The sequence below is a fragment of the Xylophilus sp. genome, assembly GCA_009914555.1.
Lineage (GTDB): Bacteria > Pseudomonadota > Gammaproteobacteria > Burkholderiales > Burkholderiaceae_C > WNDY01.
In genome coordinates this window covers 83122-98170 of sequence record WNDY01000001.1, presented here as the reverse complement: position 1 = coordinate 98170, position 15049 = coordinate 83122, and the positions used below count along the sequence as shown (strand labels likewise).

General features: G+C 72.5%; 15 protein-coding genes. 5 read left to right on the top strand and 10 right to left on the bottom strand.

What is annotated here, in order from left to right; all coding sequences use genetic code 11:
• The first annotated feature begins 4 nt into the window (after positions 1-4).
• The gene (locus GAK38_RS00465) at positions 5-1624 is read left to right on the top strand and encodes a hypothetical protein (protein ID WP_443089137.1); all 1620 of its coding nucleotides are present in this window, start codon (positions 5-7) and stop codon (positions 1622-1624) included.
• Here GAK38_RS00465 and GAK38_RS00460 read toward each other — a convergent pair.
• The gene (locus tag GAK38_RS00460) at positions 1610-2830 is read right to left on the bottom strand and encodes an MFS transporter (RefSeq protein WP_325340457.1); all 1221 of its coding nucleotides are present in this window, start codon (positions 2828-2830) and stop codon (positions 1610-1612) included. The genes GAK38_RS00465 and GAK38_RS00460 overlap by 15 nt on opposite strands.
• A gap of 83 nt (positions 2831-2913) precedes the next feature.
• On the opposite strand from GAK38_RS00460, the gene GAK38_RS00455 reads away from it, so the two are divergent.
• From GAK38_RS00455 to pyrF, 3 genes are read left to right on the top strand one after another with little or no spacing between them, the layout of a single operon-like run.
• Positions 2914-3918, top strand: a complete 1005-nt coding sequence (locus GAK38_RS00455; RefSeq protein ID WP_325340456.1) for an AraC family transcriptional regulator — start codon at positions 2914-2916, stop codon at positions 3916-3918.
• Positions 3919-3958: 40 nt separating this feature from the next.
• Entirely contained in the window at positions 3959-4759 is an 801-nt protein-coding gene (locus GAK38_RS00450) for an SDR family oxidoreductase (RefSeq protein ID WP_325340454.1), read from the top strand.
• A 31-nt stretch (positions 4760-4790) separates the two neighbouring features.
• Entirely contained in the window at positions 4791-5648 is an 858-nt protein-coding gene (pyrF, locus tag GAK38_RS00445; RefSeq protein WP_325340453.1) for an orotidine-5'-phosphate decarboxylase, read from the top strand.
• Between the two features lie 63 nt (positions 5649-5711).
• On the opposite strand, the gene GAK38_RS00440 is transcribed toward pyrF, so the two are convergent.
• Positions 5712-6161, bottom strand: coding sequence for an acyl-CoA thioesterase (locus GAK38_RS00440; RefSeq protein ID WP_325340452.1), 450 nt, complete (start codon positions 6159-6161; stop codon positions 5712-5714).
• Positions 6162-6348: 187 nt separating this feature from the next.
• Here GAK38_RS00440 and GAK38_RS00435 point away from each other — a divergent pair, with 187 nt between their 5' ends.
• Positions 6349-6519, top strand: a complete 171-nt coding sequence (locus GAK38_RS00435) for a hypothetical protein (protein WP_325340451.1) — start codon at positions 6349-6351, stop codon at positions 6517-6519.
• On the opposite strand, the gene GAK38_RS00430 is transcribed toward GAK38_RS00435, so the two are convergent.
• The 8 genes from GAK38_RS00430 to tcuA are packed head-to-tail and all read right to left on the bottom strand — an operon-like array spanning position 6516 to position 14973.
• Complete coding sequence (locus GAK38_RS00430; RefSeq protein ID WP_325340450.1) at positions 6516-7493, bottom strand: D-2-hydroxyacid dehydrogenase; 978 nt, start codon at positions 7491-7493, stop codon at positions 6516-6518. The genes GAK38_RS00435 and GAK38_RS00430 overlap by 4 nt on opposite strands.
• The gene (locus tag GAK38_RS00425) at positions 7490-8476 is read right to left on the bottom strand and encodes a Bug family tripartite tricarboxylate transporter substrate binding protein (RefSeq protein WP_325340448.1); all 987 of its coding nucleotides are present in this window, start codon (positions 8474-8476) and stop codon (positions 7490-7492) included. Before GAK38_RS00425 ends, GAK38_RS00430 begins: the two co-directional genes overlap by 4 nt.
• Before the next feature lie 31 nt (positions 8477-8507).
• Positions 8508-9398, bottom strand: a complete 891-nt coding sequence (locus GAK38_RS00420) for an amidohydrolase family protein (RefSeq protein WP_325340447.1) — start codon at positions 9396-9398, stop codon at positions 8508-8510.
• 51 nt (positions 9399-9449) lie between these two features.
• Positions 9450-10445 carry a Bug family tripartite tricarboxylate transporter substrate binding protein gene (locus GAK38_RS00415; RefSeq protein WP_325340445.1) on the bottom strand — a complete coding sequence of 332 codons (996 nt, stop codon included), beginning with the start codon at positions 10443-10445 and terminating at the stop codon, positions 9450-9452.
• A gap of 36 nt (positions 10446-10481) precedes the next feature.
• On the bottom strand, positions 10482-11282 hold the full coding sequence (locus tag GAK38_RS00410) for a class II aldolase/adducin family protein (RefSeq protein ID WP_325340444.1): 801 nt from the start codon (positions 11280-11282) through the stop codon (positions 10482-10484).
• Positions 11283-11308: 26 nt separating this feature from the next.
• On the bottom strand, positions 11309-12286 hold the full coding sequence (locus tag GAK38_RS00405; RefSeq protein ID WP_325340443.1) for a Bug family tripartite tricarboxylate transporter substrate binding protein: 978 nt from the start codon (positions 12284-12286) through the stop codon (positions 11309-11311).
• A gap of 31 nt (positions 12287-12317) precedes the next feature.
• Positions 12318-13547: a tricarballylate utilization 4Fe-4S protein TcuB gene (tcuB, locus tag GAK38_RS00400; protein ID WP_325340441.1), complete on the bottom strand. Its 1230-nt coding sequence runs from the start codon at positions 13545-13547 to the stop codon at positions 12318-12320.
• Positions 13531-14973, bottom strand: coding sequence for an FAD-dependent tricarballylate dehydrogenase TcuA (tcuA, locus tag GAK38_RS00395; protein WP_325340440.1), 1443 nt, complete (start codon positions 14971-14973; stop codon positions 13531-13533). The genes tcuB and tcuA overlap by 17 nt, the downstream gene beginning before the upstream one ends.
• Positions 14974-15049: the final 76 nt, after the last annotated feature.

Below are 15049 nucleotides of genomic sequence, written 5' to 3'. Positions count from 1 at the left end.
GGGCATGCGGCTGCCCACCACCCTGGCCGCCGCGCTGCTGCTGGCGGCCTGCGCCATACCGCGGCCCGACGAAGCACAGGCGCAGCGCATGGCCGCGCCGCCGACCGACTGCACTGCGCTTGTCGGCTCCGACCGCAACCGCGAACTGCCCGGCTACCGCCTGCCGCAGGCCGGCGGCGGCACGGCCTGCGTGCCGCTGCTGGTCAATGCCAACCGGCGCCCGGCCGGCTACCGCGGCGACTACTTCGTCGATGAATTCAGCGATGCAAAGCTCAGGCGGCGCTGGGCCGAATGCAAGGTGGATGCGGCCTGTTTGGCCCGCGTCGATGCGCAGATGCAGCGCTGGCTGCCCCCGAACAAGGCGCGCTCGCCGCGCACCACCGGCACGGTCGATCCCACCGGCCGCATCGACGCCGACAGCCCGCACGCCGACCTGGCGCGGATCCGCCGCCCCGGCTTCTTTTCGCGTGCGCCGTACGCCGAGGGCATCGCCGACGCCGATGCCCGTACCTCCATCGTCGAATTCACCGTGCCGCACGACGCCTTCGAACGGCTGGACCTGAAGATGACCGGCGACATCAGGTTGCGCGGCTGGTACCTCCAGGGCGCCGGCGTGGACGACGGGCGCGGCGGCCGCATGCGCGCGCTGGTGATCTTCGCGCCGGGCGGCGGCGGCCAGCTCACCGCCATCCAGCATCCGGACGAGAAACCCTACCGCATCGACCCGGCCACCGGCCGCGCGGTGGACAACAGGTTTCCCAACGCCACGACCGAGACCATGGGCCAGCGCTGGTACCGCGAGAACCTGCATGCACTGAACGCCGCGGGCTTCGACGTGCTGGCCTACGACCGGCGCGGCGAGGGCATCTCCGGCGGCTTCAGCGACACCAACACGCTGGAGCAGGGCGAGGACGTGTTCCGCGTACTCGCGCAGCTCGACGGCGGAAACGGCCTGCGCATCCTCACACCGCAGGGCCGGCTGCTCGCGGGCGCGCAGGCCGCGGGCCAACTGCTGGGCGGCGAGCGGGCCACGCAGGTGCCGCTGCTGCTGGCCGGCTATTCGCGCGGCTCGATGTCCACCGCCTGGGCGATGACGAAGAACTTCGTGGCGTCGTGCAGCTACGACATGCCGCAGCCCGTCTGCACGCCGGCCAAGGGGCTGACCAACATCCGCGGCGCGATCCTGCTGTCGTCGTTCGCCAGCGGTGCGGGCTACCTGCCCGATGCGCCCGACCTGGCCGACCGCAACCTGTTCCTCGGCGGCATGGCGGCCGACCACCACATCCTGTTCTATCCCAACTCCGCGCCGCTGGCCGGCATGCAGCGCTGGCCCGCGGCCTTCTTCGGCAAGGGCCTGTGGGACCGGGCCGAGACGCTCGAAGGCACCGTGGCCGCCTACGACCGCATCCGCGGCGCGCGCGAGATCGTGGTCGCGCGCGGCCCGCATTCGATCGAGACCTGGCCGGAGTCGGAAAAAGCCCGGCTGCGCGAGCGCATGCTGGCGTTCGCGAAGGTGGCCGTCACCGGCGGCCGCGAGGTGCCCGGTGCAGCACGGTGGACCGACCTGAAGTCGCTGGTCGCCACCACGCCCGATGTGTGGGAGCCCTCCTCAGCGCCGCGCTGAACCGGCGTCCGGCCTCGGCCCGTGGCGCAGCGCCAGCAGCGCGCCGGCGGTGAGCGCCACCACCGCGAAGGCCGGGCCGCCGAGCGCGCCGATGCGGTCCACCAGCAGGCCGCCGCCGACGGCGCCGCTGGCGATGGCGACTTGGAAGGCCGCCACCAGCAGGCCGCCCGCGCCCTCGGCCTGGTCCGGCGCCGCACGCACGATCCAGGTCTGGAAGGCGACCGGCAGCCCGCCGAAGGCGAAGCCCCAGAGCGTGATCGCCACGGCCGCCGCCCAGGCCGAGGTGCCGGCGGCCAGCAGCACGGCGGCCAGCACGGCGATGGCCGCGGCGCCGGCCACGATGGCGTTGCGCTCGCTGCGCCCGGCGATCGCGCCGCCCGCCAGGTTGCCGAAGAAGCCGCCGATGCCGTAGGCCAGCAGCACCGCCGAGACCGCGCCCACCGGCAGGTGCGTCACCTGCTCCATCAGCGGCCGGACATAGGTGAAGCCGGCAAAGTGGCCCGAGATGACCAGCAGCACCGCCAGCAGCGCCGCGCGCACGGCGGGGCGGCGCAGCAGCTGTCCCAGCACCCGCAGGTCGGGCCGGTCGCGCGGCGGCAGGGCCGGCAGCGTCAGCAGCTGCACCGCCAGCGTCGCCACGCTGACCGCGCCGGCGGCGGCGAAGGCGCTGCGCCAGCCCCACAGCGCACCCATGCCGGCGCCGATCGGCGCGGCACAGACGGTGGCCACCGACACGCCGGTGAAGATCAGCGCCATCGCCCGCGCCAGCCGGTGCGCCGGCACCAGTCGCATCGCCAGCGCCCCGGCCATCGACCAGAAGCCGCCCAGCGCCACGCCCAGCACCACGCGCGCGGCCAGCAGCGCCGGCAGGCTCGCGGCCGTGGCCGACAGCGCGTTGGACGCCAGCAGCAGCACGGTCAGCGCCAGCATGACCGCGCGGCGGTCGAGGTTGCGGGTCAGCAGCGGGATCGTCGGCGCGGCCACGGCGCCGACCAGCGCGGTGGCGGTGACCGCCTGGCCGGCCGCGCCGTCGCTCACGTGCAGGTCCCGGGCCATCGCGGTCAGCAGGCTGGCCGGCAGGAATTCGGCGGTCACCAGGCCGAACACGCCGAGCGCGAGCGCGCCGATGGCCGGCCAGCGGGCGTCGGCGCCGGCCGCGCCGGGCGCGGCGCCGTCGAGGGGAGCAGGAGGGGAAGCGGGATGCATATTCGGGTTATCCAGAAGCTGAAACGACAGGGATGCGCAGCTTAGGACTAAGATTCGGGCGTTTCCATGCTGGAAGAGCCGAAATGCTTGACCTTTCGTCCAGGCCCCAGGTCGAACCTGCGGCCGACACGGCCACCGGCCGCGACACCCTCACCGCCCTGCTGCTGGGGCTGCGCCTCGACGGCGTGGAGTACGGCCGCTGCGTGCTGCACGCGCCCTGGGCCGCCGCGTTCGCCCCGCGGGCCGCCGCGAGCTTCCACTTCGCCGCACGCGGCGGCGCCTGGCTGCGCATGAGCGATGCCGGCGACTGGATGCGGCTCGACCAGGGCGATGCCGTGCTGCTGCCGCACGGCGGCGCGCACGTGCTGGCCAGCGACCCGTCGGTGCCGCCGGTGGACGTCGCCGCGTTCAGCCGCGTGCCGGTGGCCGACAACCTCTACCTGATGCGCGACGCGGCCGGTGGCGGGCAGGACGCGGCCGACGTCATGTTTTGCGGCGCGATGCGCTTCAACCTCGACCCGCTGCACCCGTTGATGGCCATGATGCCGGCCGTGATCCACGCGGGCGAACTGGCACGGCGCGACCCGGCCGTGCCGGCGCTGCTGGAGGCCATGGAGCGCGAGGTGGCGCTCGACCGCATCGGCGCCTGCGGCATCCTCGCGCGGCTGGCCGACGTGCTGGCGGCCAGCATCATCCGCGGCTGGGTCGAATGCGACTGCAGCGACCCCACGGGCTGGATCGCCGCGGTGCGCTGCCCGAAGATCGGCAAGGTCATCGCCGCCATCCATGCCGACCCGCAGCGCGACTGGACCGTGCCCGCCCTGGCCGGGATCATGGGCGCGTCGCGCTCCCGCTTCGCCGAGGCCTTCACCCGTACGGTGGGGGATACTCCTGGAAAGTATGTGGCCAAGGTAAAGATGTTCCGCGCGCGACAGTGGATTACCGAGGAGGGTATGCGCGTGGCCGTGGCGGCCGACCGGCTCGGCTACGACTCCGAGGTCGCGTTCAGCCGCGCCTTCAAGCGCATCGTCGGCCAGCCGCCGAGCGCCCTGCGGCCGCTGCGCTACCAGGCCCGCCGCGCGGCCTGAAGCACGGGCCCGGGCCGCGCGCGGCTGGCATCATGGCGCGATGACCCAGCCCGCCCCCACCGCCCCGCTCGTCTTCATCACCGGCGCCTCCAGCGGCCTCGGCCAGGCGCTGGCCGCGCGCTACCACGGGGCGGGCTGGCGGCTCGCGCTCAGCGCGCGCCGCAGCGAGGCACTGCATGCCTGGGCCGGCGCGCTGGATCCGCAGGCGCCGGGCCGCATCGGCATCTACGGCGCCGACGTGGCCGATGCCGACGCCATCGTCGCCGCCGGACGGGCCTGCATCGCGCAGCAGGGCCTGCCCGACGTGGTGATCGCCAACGCCGGCATCAGCATCGGCATCGACACGGCCGAGCGCGCGGACATCGACGTGCTGGCGCGCCTGCTCGCCGTCAACAACGTGGGCCTCGCGGCCACCTTCCATCCTTTCGTCGCCGCGATGGCGCGGCGCGGCAGCGGCCGGCTCGTCGGCATCGCCAGCGTGGCCGGCATCCGCGGCCTGCCGGGCCACGGCGGCTACTGCGCCAGCAAGGCCGGCGTGATCGCCTATTGCGAAAGCCTGCGCGGCGAGCTGCGCGGCACCGGCGTCAAGGTGGTGACCATCGCGCCGGGCTACATCGACACGCCGCTGACGCGCGGCAACCGCTACGCCATGCCGTTCCTGATGCCCGCCGATGCCTTCGCCGACCGGGCCTTCCACGCCATCGGCCGCGGCGACCGCTGGCGCGTGATCCCCTGGCAGATGGGCGTGGCCGCGGCGATCATGCGCGTGCTGCCGGCGGGCCTGTTCGACCGGTTGGCCGCCGGCCGGCCGCGCAAGCACCGCGCCGGCGAGCCCGGGTAAGCCAAGAGCCCACCGATAAAATCCCCGGCGCATGACCACCGCTGCCAGCCCCACTTCCCCGACCTTCCTCGACCTGCTGCGCGGCGCCGAGCGCGCCAATCGCTCGCTGCTCTGCGTGGGGCTGGACCCGGACCCGGCGCGCTTTCCGGCCGGCCTGAAGGGCGACGCGTCGCGCATCTACGACTTCTGCGCGGCCATCGTCGATGCCACGGCGGACCTCGCCATCGCCTTCAAGCCGCAGATCGCGTATTTCGCGGCGCACCGCGCGGAGGATCAGCTCGAACGCCTCGTCGCCCACGTCCGCCGCGCCGCGCCGCAGGTGCCGGTGATCCTCGACGCCAAGCGCGGCGACATCGGCTCCACCGCCGGGCAGTACGCGATCGAGGCTTTCGAGCGCTACGGCGCCGACGCGGTCACCCTCTCCCCGTTCATGGGCTTCGATTCGGTCGAACCCTACCTCCGCTACCACGGCAAGGGCGCCTTCCTGCTGTGCCGCACGTCCAACCCCGGCGGCGGCGACCTGCAGGCGCAGCGTCTGGCATCGGTCGACGGCCAGCCGCGCGTCTACGAGCACGTGGCGCGGCTGGCGCAGGGACCGTGGAACACCAACGGCCAGCTCGGCCTGGTGGTTGGCGCGACCTACCCGGCCGAGATCGAGCAGGTGCGCCAGCTCGCGCCCACGCTGCCGCTGCTAATCCCCGGCGTCGGCGCCCAGGGCGGCGACGCGGCGGCCACGGTGCGCGCCGGCTGGCGCGCCGACGCGCCGATCGCGGTCAACTCCTCGCGCGCCATCCTCTACGCCTCGTCGGGCGAGGACTTCGCCGCCGCAGCCCGCCGTGAGGCCGGGCGCACGCGCGACGCGCTGCGCGCTGCCGCATCCGGCGGCTGATACCCTCACCTGTACAACCCCAGGGCGGGCGACTCATACGCAGTGCCATCTCATACCCCGGGGTCAAGCCTTGCCGGCCGCAGCCCGCGCGCCATCCAGGTGCGCCTTGGCCCGCTGCGCCAGGGCGATGTCGCCGGGCGTCTCGGGATGCCAGGTGTCCACCGGGATCGGGCGGCCGTGCGAATCGACCGAGACGAACACGATCAGGCATTCCGTCGTCGTCTCGAGCGTGCCGCTCTTGATGTCGCCGCTGCGCACCTCCACCGAGATGTTCATGCTGGTCTTGCCGGTATAGGCCAGGCGCGCCTCGACCTCGACCAGGTCGCCGATCATAATCGGCCGGTGGAAGCGGATGCTGCCGAGGAAGACGGTGACGCAGTAGCGCTTGGCCCAGGCCGTGGCGCAGGCGTAGCCGGCCTCGTCGATCCACTTCATGACGGTGCCGCCGTGGACCTTGCCGCCGTAGTTGACGGTGCTGGGTTCGGCCAGGAAACGCAGGGTGATCGAAGGCATGGCGCGGTCGGCTCGCATCGTGGAGGGAGGGGAGCACGATTATTGACGCGGATCAGCCTGGCCGCCGACGCCGGCGGTAGGAAACGGACGACGTCCGTCGCCTGCGCCGTGCTACGGCCGGGCCGCGGCAGGGTCGCCGATAACTGCGCCTCCACAACAACCGGCCGCAACGGCCCAGGAGGGCTCCATGTCGTTCGCCCTGTACATGCTCGGTTTCCTCATCTTCCTCGGCGGCATTGCCTGGGGCGCGGCCGTCGCCGGCGTGCCCCATCTCTACATCGGCATCGGCGCGCTGATCCTGCTGGGCATCGGCATCTTCAGCGCCGTCGGCCGCACGCGCAGCAAGGACCCGTCCTAGGCAGCCACGTTCGCCAGCGGTTGCCCTGCCTGCCAGCGGGCCAGGTTGTCCAGAAACATCGCATCCACCCGCGCCGCATGGCCGTCGGAGAAACCGGCGCTGTGCGGCGTGGCGATCACGTTGGGCAGGCGCCACAGCGGCGACGCCGCCGGCAGCGGTTCGTGGGCGAACACGTCGAGGTACGCGCCGGCCAGGCGCCCCTGCTGCAGCGCCGCGACCAGCGCCGGCTCGTCCACCACCTCGCCGCGGGCCACGTTGACCAGGTGCGCGCCGGCCGGCAGCCGGGCCAGCGCGGCGGCATCGACCAGGCCGCGGGTGCGCGCGGTCAGCGGGCAGGCCAGCACCAGCCAGTCGGCGCGCGGCAGGACCGAAGGCAGGTCGTCGTAGGCGGCCGTCTCCACTGCGCCATCGGCGCTGCCGCGTTCGCGCCGCACCGCTACCACCTTCAGCCCCAGCACCGCGAGCCAGCCGCCGAGCTGCCGGCCGATCGCGCCCCAGCCCACGACGACCGCCGTCTGCCCGGCCAGATCGCGCGGCAGGCCGCTGCCGATCAGCGGCGCCCAGCGGGCCTCGCGCTGCGCGGCCAGCAGCCGCGGGAACTGCCGCGCCAGCGCCAGCAGCCCGGCCAGCGCGGTCTGCGCGACGACGGCCGCGTTGCTGCCGGCCGAGGTGCTCACCTGCACGCCGCGGGCGCGCAGGTCCACGAACACCTGCCGGTCGGCGCCGGCCGAATGCACATGCACCCAGCGCAGCGCGGGCATGGCCAGCATCGCATCGTAGAAGCGGCGGGTGTCGGGCAGGATGTCGTGCTTGGTCGACAGCCCGGTCACGTCGCGCGAGACGAAGGCGATGTCGAAGGCCGCGCCGGCCGACGCCGCCTCGGGCGGCACGGCCAGCACCTCCGGGCCCAGCCGCGCGGCCAAGCGCTCGCGGGCGGCGTCCGACAGCAGCAGGCGCACCGCCGGTCCGGTCACTCGGCCACCGCCCCCGACTGCTGCACGATCACTTTCCATTTCTCGTATTCCTTGCGGGCGAAGGCCCCGAACTGCTGCGGCGTGCCGCCGGCCGGGTCGGCCCCTTCGCGGATGAGCTGGTCCTGCAGCTGCGGCAGGGCCTCGTTGACGGCCCGGTTGAGGGTCGTGACCACATTGTCCGGCGTTCCCTTCGGCCCGAAGAAGCCGAACCACGAGCCGGCCTCGAAGCCCGGGAAGCCCTTCTCGGCCACCGCCGGCACGCCGGGCAGCGAGCGCGAGGGCCGGGCGCTGGAGACGGCCAGCGCACGCAGCTTGCCGGCCTTGATGTGCTGGATCACCGACGGGATCGTGGCGAACATGAACTGCAGCCGCCCGGCCAGCAGGTCGTTGAGCGCATTGGCGCCCTTGTAGGGCACGTGCAGCGGCTCGGCGCCCACGCGCTGGCCCAGCATGTAGCTCGACAGGTGCGACGAGGTGCCGACGCCGGTGGAGCCGTAGCTGAGCTTGCCGGGGTGGGCCTTGAGGTAGGCGACGAACTCCTCGAAGGTGCGGGCCGGCACCGAGGGGTGGACGACCAGCACGTTGGGCACGTCGGCGATCTGCACGATGGGCACCAGGTCGACCAGCGGGTCGTAGCCGAGGTTCTTGTAGAGCGTCTGGTTGATCGAGATCGGGCCGACCGAGTTGACGATCAGCGTGTAGCCGTTGGGCGCGGCGCGCACCACCTCGGCCGTGCCGATGTTGCCGCCGCCGCCGGGCTTGTTGTCGATGACGAAGGGCTGGCCCAGCTTCTCGCCGAGCTTGTGGGCCACGGCGCGCGCGAGGATGTCGGTGGTGCCGCCGGCGGTGAAGGCGACGACGACACGCACCGGCCTGGCGGGCCAGCGGTCCTGGGCATGGGCGAGGCCCAGCGGCGCGGCGCAGGCCAGGCCCGCGGCCAGCAGCAGGCAGCGGCGCGGGGTGGAACGGGTGGGGTGGGTCATGGTGGCGTCTCCTCTCGTTGTCGTTGCGGAATCAGGCGAAGCCGTAGAGCGCCGCCGGGTTGTCCACCAGCACGCGCTGCCGGTCGGCCGGCTCGGGCAGCCAGCGCGCCAGCAGGGTGAGCAGCGCGCCGTCGTCGGGCACCTGGGCGGCGTCGTAGTAGTTGATGTGCGGCCAGTCGCTGCCCCAGACCACGCGGGCCGGGTTGGCCCGCAGGAGGGCGCGGGCGAACGGGTCGACGTCGGCATAGTCCTGGCCGCCGGCGGTGTTGCGGTCGGCGCCGGAGATCTTGGTCCAGGCTTCACCGCGTTCGAGCAGGCGGCACAGGTGCCGGAAGCCCGGGTCGTCCACGCCGCGCGCGGTCGCCATGCGGCCCATGTGGTCGACGACGAGCGGCAGCTCCAGCCGCAGCAGCCGGTCCGACAGCGCCGGCAGGTCGGGCGCGTGGATCCAGATCTGCGCATGCCAGCCGCGCCGCGCCAGGCGCGGGGCCAGCGCCTCCAGCACCTCGATGCCCACGCCGTTGCGGTAGACCGCATGGCCTTCGCGCTGGAACAGGTTGACCCGCACGCCGCGCACGCCGGCGTCGTGCCAGCGGTCGAGTTCGTCATCGGTGGTGGCGGGCGAGGGCACGGCCACGCCGCGCAGGCGGTCGGGGTGGCGCTGCAAGGCGTCGAGCACCACGCCGTTGTCGGTGCCGCTGGCGCTGGCCGTCACCAGCACGCCGCGCGCGATGCCGAAGCGGTCCAGATGGCGCAGGAAGGCGTCGACGGGCGCTTCGTCGGGCGTGTAGCTGCGGTCGCGGGCCAGTGGAAAGCGGGCATAGGGGCCGAACACGTGTGCATGGCTGTCGCAGGCGCCGGGCGGCAGCGCGAAGCCGACAGGCGCGTGCGCGGAGTGCGGTGGCAGGCAGGGGCGGGTCATTGTGCATACTCCTCGGAGAAAGCGTCTGTGGTGGTCATGCAGAAAGGGCTGTCAGGTATTACCCCCGACCAAGCGGCCAGACTGGGCGAGCTTCTGCGCGCGCTGGTCTTCCTGCCGCAGCAGCCGGCCGAACGCATCGGGCGCCAGCGGGCGTGGCGTGCTGCCGATGGTCTGCAGGCGCTGGCGCACCGTCGGATCGGCCAGCGCCTTGGCCAGTGCGGCGTTGAGCGTGGCGGTGGCCGCAGCCGGCGTGCCGCGCGGCGCGAGCAGGCCGGTGGCGGTGGTTGCGTCGAAGTTGGTGACGCCCGCTTCGTGCAGCGTGGGCACCTGCGGCAGTTGCGGATCGCGCTCGCGCGAGAGCACGGCCAGCGGCCGCAGCGCGCCCGACTGGATGTGCTGCAGCGAGCTGGAGAGCTGGTCGCAGATCAGGTCGATCTGCCCGCCGATCGCATCGACGAGCGCCGGCGCCGAGCCCTTGTAGGCCACGAGGTTGAAGCGCACGCCGGCGGCGTCCTCGATCAGCATCAGCGCGACGTGGTTGGTGGTCCCCGGCCCGGCGTGGCCGGCGGTGAGGCGGCCGGGGTTGGCACGGGTCTCGCGCAGCAGCGTGGCGGCATCCGGCAGCTTTTTGTTGTTGGCACTGGTCGCGAGCACCAGCGCCGTGCTGGACACCAGGCCGACCGGCTCGAAGCTCGCGAGCGCGTAGGTGGTCTTGACCATGCGCGGCAGCACGACCAGCGCATTCGGTGTGGTGACCAGCAGCGTGTGCCCATCGGCCTCGGCCCGCGCGACGGCGGCCGCGCCGATGGCGCCGCCGGCGCCGGCGCGGTTGTCCACGACGATGCTCTGGCCGAGCGCGTCCTGCAGCGCCGGCGCGATCGCGCGGGCCACGAGGTCGAGGTTGCCGCCCGGGGCGAACGGCACGACCAGCGTGACCGGCTTGCGCGGGAAGCCGTCGGCGGCGAACGCGCGGGGAAGGGAGAACGGGCCGGCGGCCGTGCAGGCGGCAGCCCAGCCCAGCAGTTGCCTGCGGCTGGTGGTGGTCATCGTGGGTGTCTCCGTTGTTGTGGGTGCGGGGGCGCGTCAGTCGCGGTAGCTCGGATCCAGGCGGTCGAGCATGCGCAGCAGCGCCGGCCACTCCATCACGCCGTAGGGGCGGCGGGTGCCGGGCTGGTAGTTGTTCCAGGTCTCCTCCAGCACCGGCTGCGGCACCTTCGCGAGCGGGCTGCCGGTGGCCTGGGCCGCGAGCTGCGCGCGGCACGACAGCTCCAGCCGGTGCATCCAGTTGAAGACCTCGCCCACGGTGCGGCCCACGGTCAGCGCGCCGTGGTTGCGCAGGATCAGCGCCTCGCCCTGGCCCAGGTCCGCGATCAGCGATGCCTGCTCGGCCGTGTCGAGCACCACGCCCTGGTAGTCGTGGTAGCCGATCTTGAGGAAGCGCATCGCCGTCTGCGTGATCGGCAGCAGCCCGCATTCGAGCGCCGACACCGCCATCGACGCCCAGCTGTGCGTGTGGATCACGCAGGCGACCTCGGGCCGCGCATGGTGCACCGCGCTGTGGATCACGTAGCCGGCCTTGTTGATGCCGTAGTTCAGTGCGCCGAAGTCCGGTTTGGCGAGGATGGTGCCGTCGTGGTCCACCTTGACGAGGCTCGACGCGGTGATCTCCTCGTACATCATCCCGTAGGCGTTGATGAGGAAGGCGCCGTCCTGGTCCGGCACGCGCGAGGAGATGTGGTTGGCCATCATGTCGGCCATGCCGTAGTGGGCGACGAGCCGGTAGCAGGCGGCCAGGTCCACGCGGGCCTGCCATTCGGCGTCGCTGCACTGCGCGCGCATCGAGGGGATTGCGAGCACGCCGGTCGGGTGGGAAGTTGCGGTCATCGGAGTCTCCTTGACGTGTGACGAAATCAGCTAGCGGTGATCTTTCGTTGCCGCACCACTTTGCCCCACTTGTCCGACTCCTTGCGCATGAAGTCGGCCAGGCCTTCGCGCGTGGTGGGCTGCGGCGTGAGGCCGTGCTTGTCGAGTGCGGCCTTGACCTCCGGGTCGTTCAATACCTTCACGATCTCGCGGTTCCAGCGGTCGAGCAGCGGCGCGGGCGTCTTGCCGGGCGCGACGAAGGCGTACCAGTTGAGCGCCTCGAAGCCGGGGTAGCCGGCCTCGGCCACGGTCGGGATGTTGGGCAGATAGCTCGGGCGCTTGAGGCCGGTGGTGGCCAGCGGGATCAGCCTGCCGGCCTCCACGTACGGCATCGCGGTCGGCGGCGCCGAGAAGTAGGAGGCCACGCGCTCGCCGAGCAGGTCCTGCAGCGCCGGCGCGCCGCCCTTGTAGGGCACGTGGACCATCTCGATGCCGGCGCGCTGGTTGAAGAGTTCGCCCGCAAGGTGCGAGGCCGAGCCGGCGCCGGTGGAGGCGAACTCGACCCTCTCGCCCTTCTTGGCCAGCGCGACGAACTCGGCCAGGTTCTTCACGCCCAGGCCCTTGTGCACCACGAGCACGTTCGGAAAGTTCACGCCGCCCGAGACCGGCGCCAGGTCCTTGAACGGGTCGTAGCCCACCTTCATGAGGTGCGGCGCGATGGTCAGCGGACCGATGGAGCCGAACAGCAGCACGCTGCCGTCGGCCGGCGCGTTGGCCACCTGCTGGTGGGCGATGTTGCCGCCGGCGCCGCCCCTGTTGTCCACCACGACCGACTGGCCGATGTTGCCGCCGAGCTTCCTGGCGATGAGCCGCGCGGCCGCATCGGCCGCGCCGCCGGGCGCGAAGCCGACGACCAGGGTGACCGGCCTGTTCGGCGGAAAGTCCTGCGCCGCGGCCGGCAGGGCGGCGGCCAGCACCAGGGTGCCGGCGGCCAGGAGGAGGGCGGTGCGCCGTGGAGTGTTCATGGGGTTGTCTCGTTTGTCCGTGGAGAAGGGGTCAGTCGGCGCCGAGCTGCAGCTTGCTCGGCAGCCGCTTCTCGATCGCGTACTTCAGCAGCGCGGCCGAGCGGAAGATGCCGTGGGCGAACTTGCCGTAGGGCAGCGTGAGGAACAGCGCCATCACCGTGCCGAGGTGGATCGCCAGCCACAGCGCCATGAAGCGCGTGTCGCGCCAGGCCAGCAGCGCCAGGCCGGTGGCGCTCACCAGCAGCAGCAGCGCGATGAAGCCGCGGTCCATCGGCCGCTGGCGCTGGTCGCCGTGGCGCGGGTCGCGCCGCAGGTTGAGCCACAGCAGCCCGGCCGGCCCGATCAGCAGGCCGATCCCGCCGGCCGTGCCCAGCAGCACCGGCAGGCTCGTGAGTGCATAGGGGGCGTGCAGATCGAGCAGGTAGTGGTAGAGCGTGGCCACGCTGGTGGCGGCAAAGCACAGCAGGAAGCCGTAGAAAGTGAAGTGGTGGAAGCGCCGGCGCCAGAGCGTGAAGCGGTCGTCCTCGTTGTTGCAGCCCTCGCCATGGCCGCCGTCGAGGTACTTCAGCCGCGCCACGTCGTGCGCCGCCTCGGCCGCCGCGCTGCCGCGCACCGCCGACACCGCGGCGGCGCCGTTGTCGCGCGCCGGCGAGACCTCGCGCCAGAACCGGCGCACGCCCAGACCGAGCGCGATGACCACGAAGCCGAACACGGCGCCGAACAGGCCGGCCAGCAGGTTGTGCGGGAAGATGGCGTAGAAATTCCCGGCCAGCGGCGCGTGCACCAGCGGCCCGGCCAGCGCGACCGCCAGCACGAGGAACAGCGCCAGCCCCGCCGCCAGCGCCAGCGCCACGGTGAGGCCGGCGCGCTCGTAGAGCCGGCCCAGCGGCTGCGGCCAGGCGTAGTCGTGGTACGTCTTCATGCGCACCTCGGCCATGGCCCGGGGCACGTTGACCGCGAACTCGTGCGGCGGCGCGTACTGGCAGGCATGCAGGCAGGCGCCGCAGTTGTGGCAGAGGTTGGCGAGGTAGTGGGCATCGGCCGCGCCGAACTCCAGGCGCCGCGTCATCGCCGGGAACACCGCGCAGAAGCCTTTGCAGTAGCGGCAGGCGTTGCAGATCTGGAGGATGCGGGCGACCTCGGCCTCCTCGGCGCCGGGCGCGATGACCGTGCGGGCCGGCGCGATCGGAATCACGCGGCTCGGGGCGCGGCCTTTGGCCTCGGCCTTGGCGCGTTCCACGAGGTCAATGACTTGCTGCATCGGCGGTCTCCCGTTCTTCTTGTCCTTGCGGTGCGGCGGCGAAGCCCGCAGCGCGCGCGGCCCCGGTGCCGGCGATGCGGCCGAAGGCCGTGCCGATGCTCATGCCCACGCCGGCGGTGTAGCCCTTGCCGAGCACGTTGCCGGCCATCATCTCGCCGGCGACGAACAGGTTGGGGCTCGGCCGGCCGCCGAAGCGCACCGCGGCGGTGTCGTCCACCTTGAGGCCGAGATAGGTGAAGGTGATGCCGGGGCGCAGCGGGTAGCCGTAGTAGGGCGGCGTGTCGATCGGCCGGGCCCAGTGGGTCTTGGCCGGCGCGAGGCCCTCGGTATGGCAGTCGTCGAGCGCGGTGTGGTCGAAGGTGCCGACGCGGCAGGCCGCGTTGTAGTCGGCCACGGTCTGCGCGAAGGTGGCTTCGTCGAGCCCCAGCTTGCGGGCCAGCTCGGGCAGCGTCTGCGCGATGGTGCCGTCGAACACCGGCGGCATGAAGCGGCCGATGGCCTTCTGGTCGATGATGGAGTAGCCGATCTGCCCCGGCTGCTGGGCCACGAGGCGGCCCCAGATCGCATAGCGCTTGGGCCAGAAGTCCTCGCCCTCGTCGTAGAAGCGCTTCGCTTCGCGGTTGACCACGATGCCGAGCGATACGCAGTCGATGCGGGTGCAGATGCCGCCGTCGTAGAGCGGCGCGCGCGCGTCGATCGCCACCATGTGCCCCTGCGACGGGTCGCCGATGCTGTCGGCGCCGTGCCGCTCGATCATGTGGTGCAGCAGCACGCCCTGGTTGAAGCGCGTGCCGCGGATCAAGAAGTTGTCGGCCGGCCATTCGCCGCGCGCGTTCTGTCCCCAGGCCTCGCGCAGCCATTCGCGGTTGGACTCGAAGCCGCCGGCCGCGAGCACGCAGGCCCTGGCTTCGATGCGCTCGCCGCTTTCGGTGCGCACGGCGACGAAGCGGCCGCCGTCCAGCTCCACCTCGGCCACCGGCGTCTCGTAGCGCACCTGCACGCCCAGGCGCTCGGCGCTGCGGAAATACGCATTGACCAGCGCCTTGCCGCCGCCCATGAAGAAGGCGTTGGTGCGGGCTACGTGCAGCGCGCCCGACAGCGGCGGCTGAAAATGCACGCCGTGGCTGCGCATCCAGCCGCGGCAGTTGGACGACGCCCGGATCACCAGCCGTGCGAGGTGCTCGTCGGTCAGGCCGCCGGTCACCTTCAGCAAATCCTGCCAATATTCCTCTTCGGGGTAGGCCTCGACCAGCACGTCCTGCGGCGCATCGTGCATGCAGCGCAGGTTGCGGGTGTGCTGCGAATTGCCGCCGCGCCAGGCCCTGGGCGCGGCCTCCAGCAGCAGCACGCGCGCGCCGGCCTCGCGCGCCATCAGCGCGGCGCACAGCGCGGCATTGCCGCCGCCGACAACCAGTACATCGATCACTCGTGGGGTCTCCTGTCAGTCGGGCGACTGTAGAAAGACCGGCCTTCACGCGAAAGGCACGCTGCGGCAACAGGTG

Excerpts from the sequence above, each read along its gene's own strand:
- GAK38_RS00440 (WP_325340452.1), bottom strand. The coding sequence starts at position 6,161 with ATGCCTTCGATCACCCTGCGTTTCCTGGCCGAACCCAGCACCGTCAAC.
- GAK38_RS00465 (WP_443089137.1), top strand. The coding sequence starts at position 5 with ATGCGGCTGCCCACCACCCTGGCCGCCGCGCTGCTGCTGGCGGCCTGC.
- GAK38_RS00405 (WP_325340443.1), bottom strand. The coding sequence starts at position 12,286 with ATGAACACTCCACGGCGCACCGCCCTCCTCCTGGCCGCCGGCACCCTG.
- GAK38_RS00455 (WP_325340456.1), top strand. The coding sequence starts at position 2,914 with ATGCTTGACCTTTCGTCCAGGCCCCAGGTCGAACCTGCGGCCGACACG.
- GAK38_RS00435 (WP_325340451.1), top strand. The coding sequence starts at position 6,349 with ATGTCGTTCGCCCTGTACATGCTCGGTTTCCTCATCTTCCTCGGCGGC.
- GAK38_RS00410 (WP_325340444.1), bottom strand. The coding sequence starts at position 11,282 with ATGACCGCAACTTCCCACCCGACCGGCGTGCTCGCAATCCCCTCGATG.
- pyrF (WP_325340453.1), top strand. The coding sequence starts at position 4,791 with ATGACCACCGCTGCCAGCCCCACTTCCCCGACCTTCCTCGACCTGCTG.
- tcuB (WP_325340441.1), bottom strand. The coding sequence starts at position 13,547 with ATGCAGCAAGTCATTGACCTCGTGGAACGCGCCAAGGCCGAGGCCAAA.
- GAK38_RS00420 (WP_325340447.1), bottom strand. The coding sequence starts at position 9,398 with ATGACCCGCCCCTGCCTGCCACCGCACTCCGCGCACGCGCCTGTCGGC.
- GAK38_RS00415 (WP_325340445.1), bottom strand. The coding sequence starts at position 10,445 with ATGACCACCACCAGCCGCAGGCAACTGCTGGGCTGGGCTGCCGCCTGC.
- GAK38_RS00450 (WP_325340454.1), top strand. The coding sequence starts at position 3,959 with ATGACCCAGCCCGCCCCCACCGCCCCGCTCGTCTTCATCACCGGCGCC.
- GAK38_RS00425 (WP_325340448.1), bottom strand. The coding sequence starts at position 8,476 with ATGACCCACCCCACCCGTTCCACCCCGCGCCGCTGCCTGCTGCTGGCC.
- GAK38_RS00460 (WP_325340457.1), bottom strand. The coding sequence starts at position 2,830 with ATGCATCCCGCTTCCCCTCCTGCTCCCCTCGACGGCGCCGCGCCCGGC.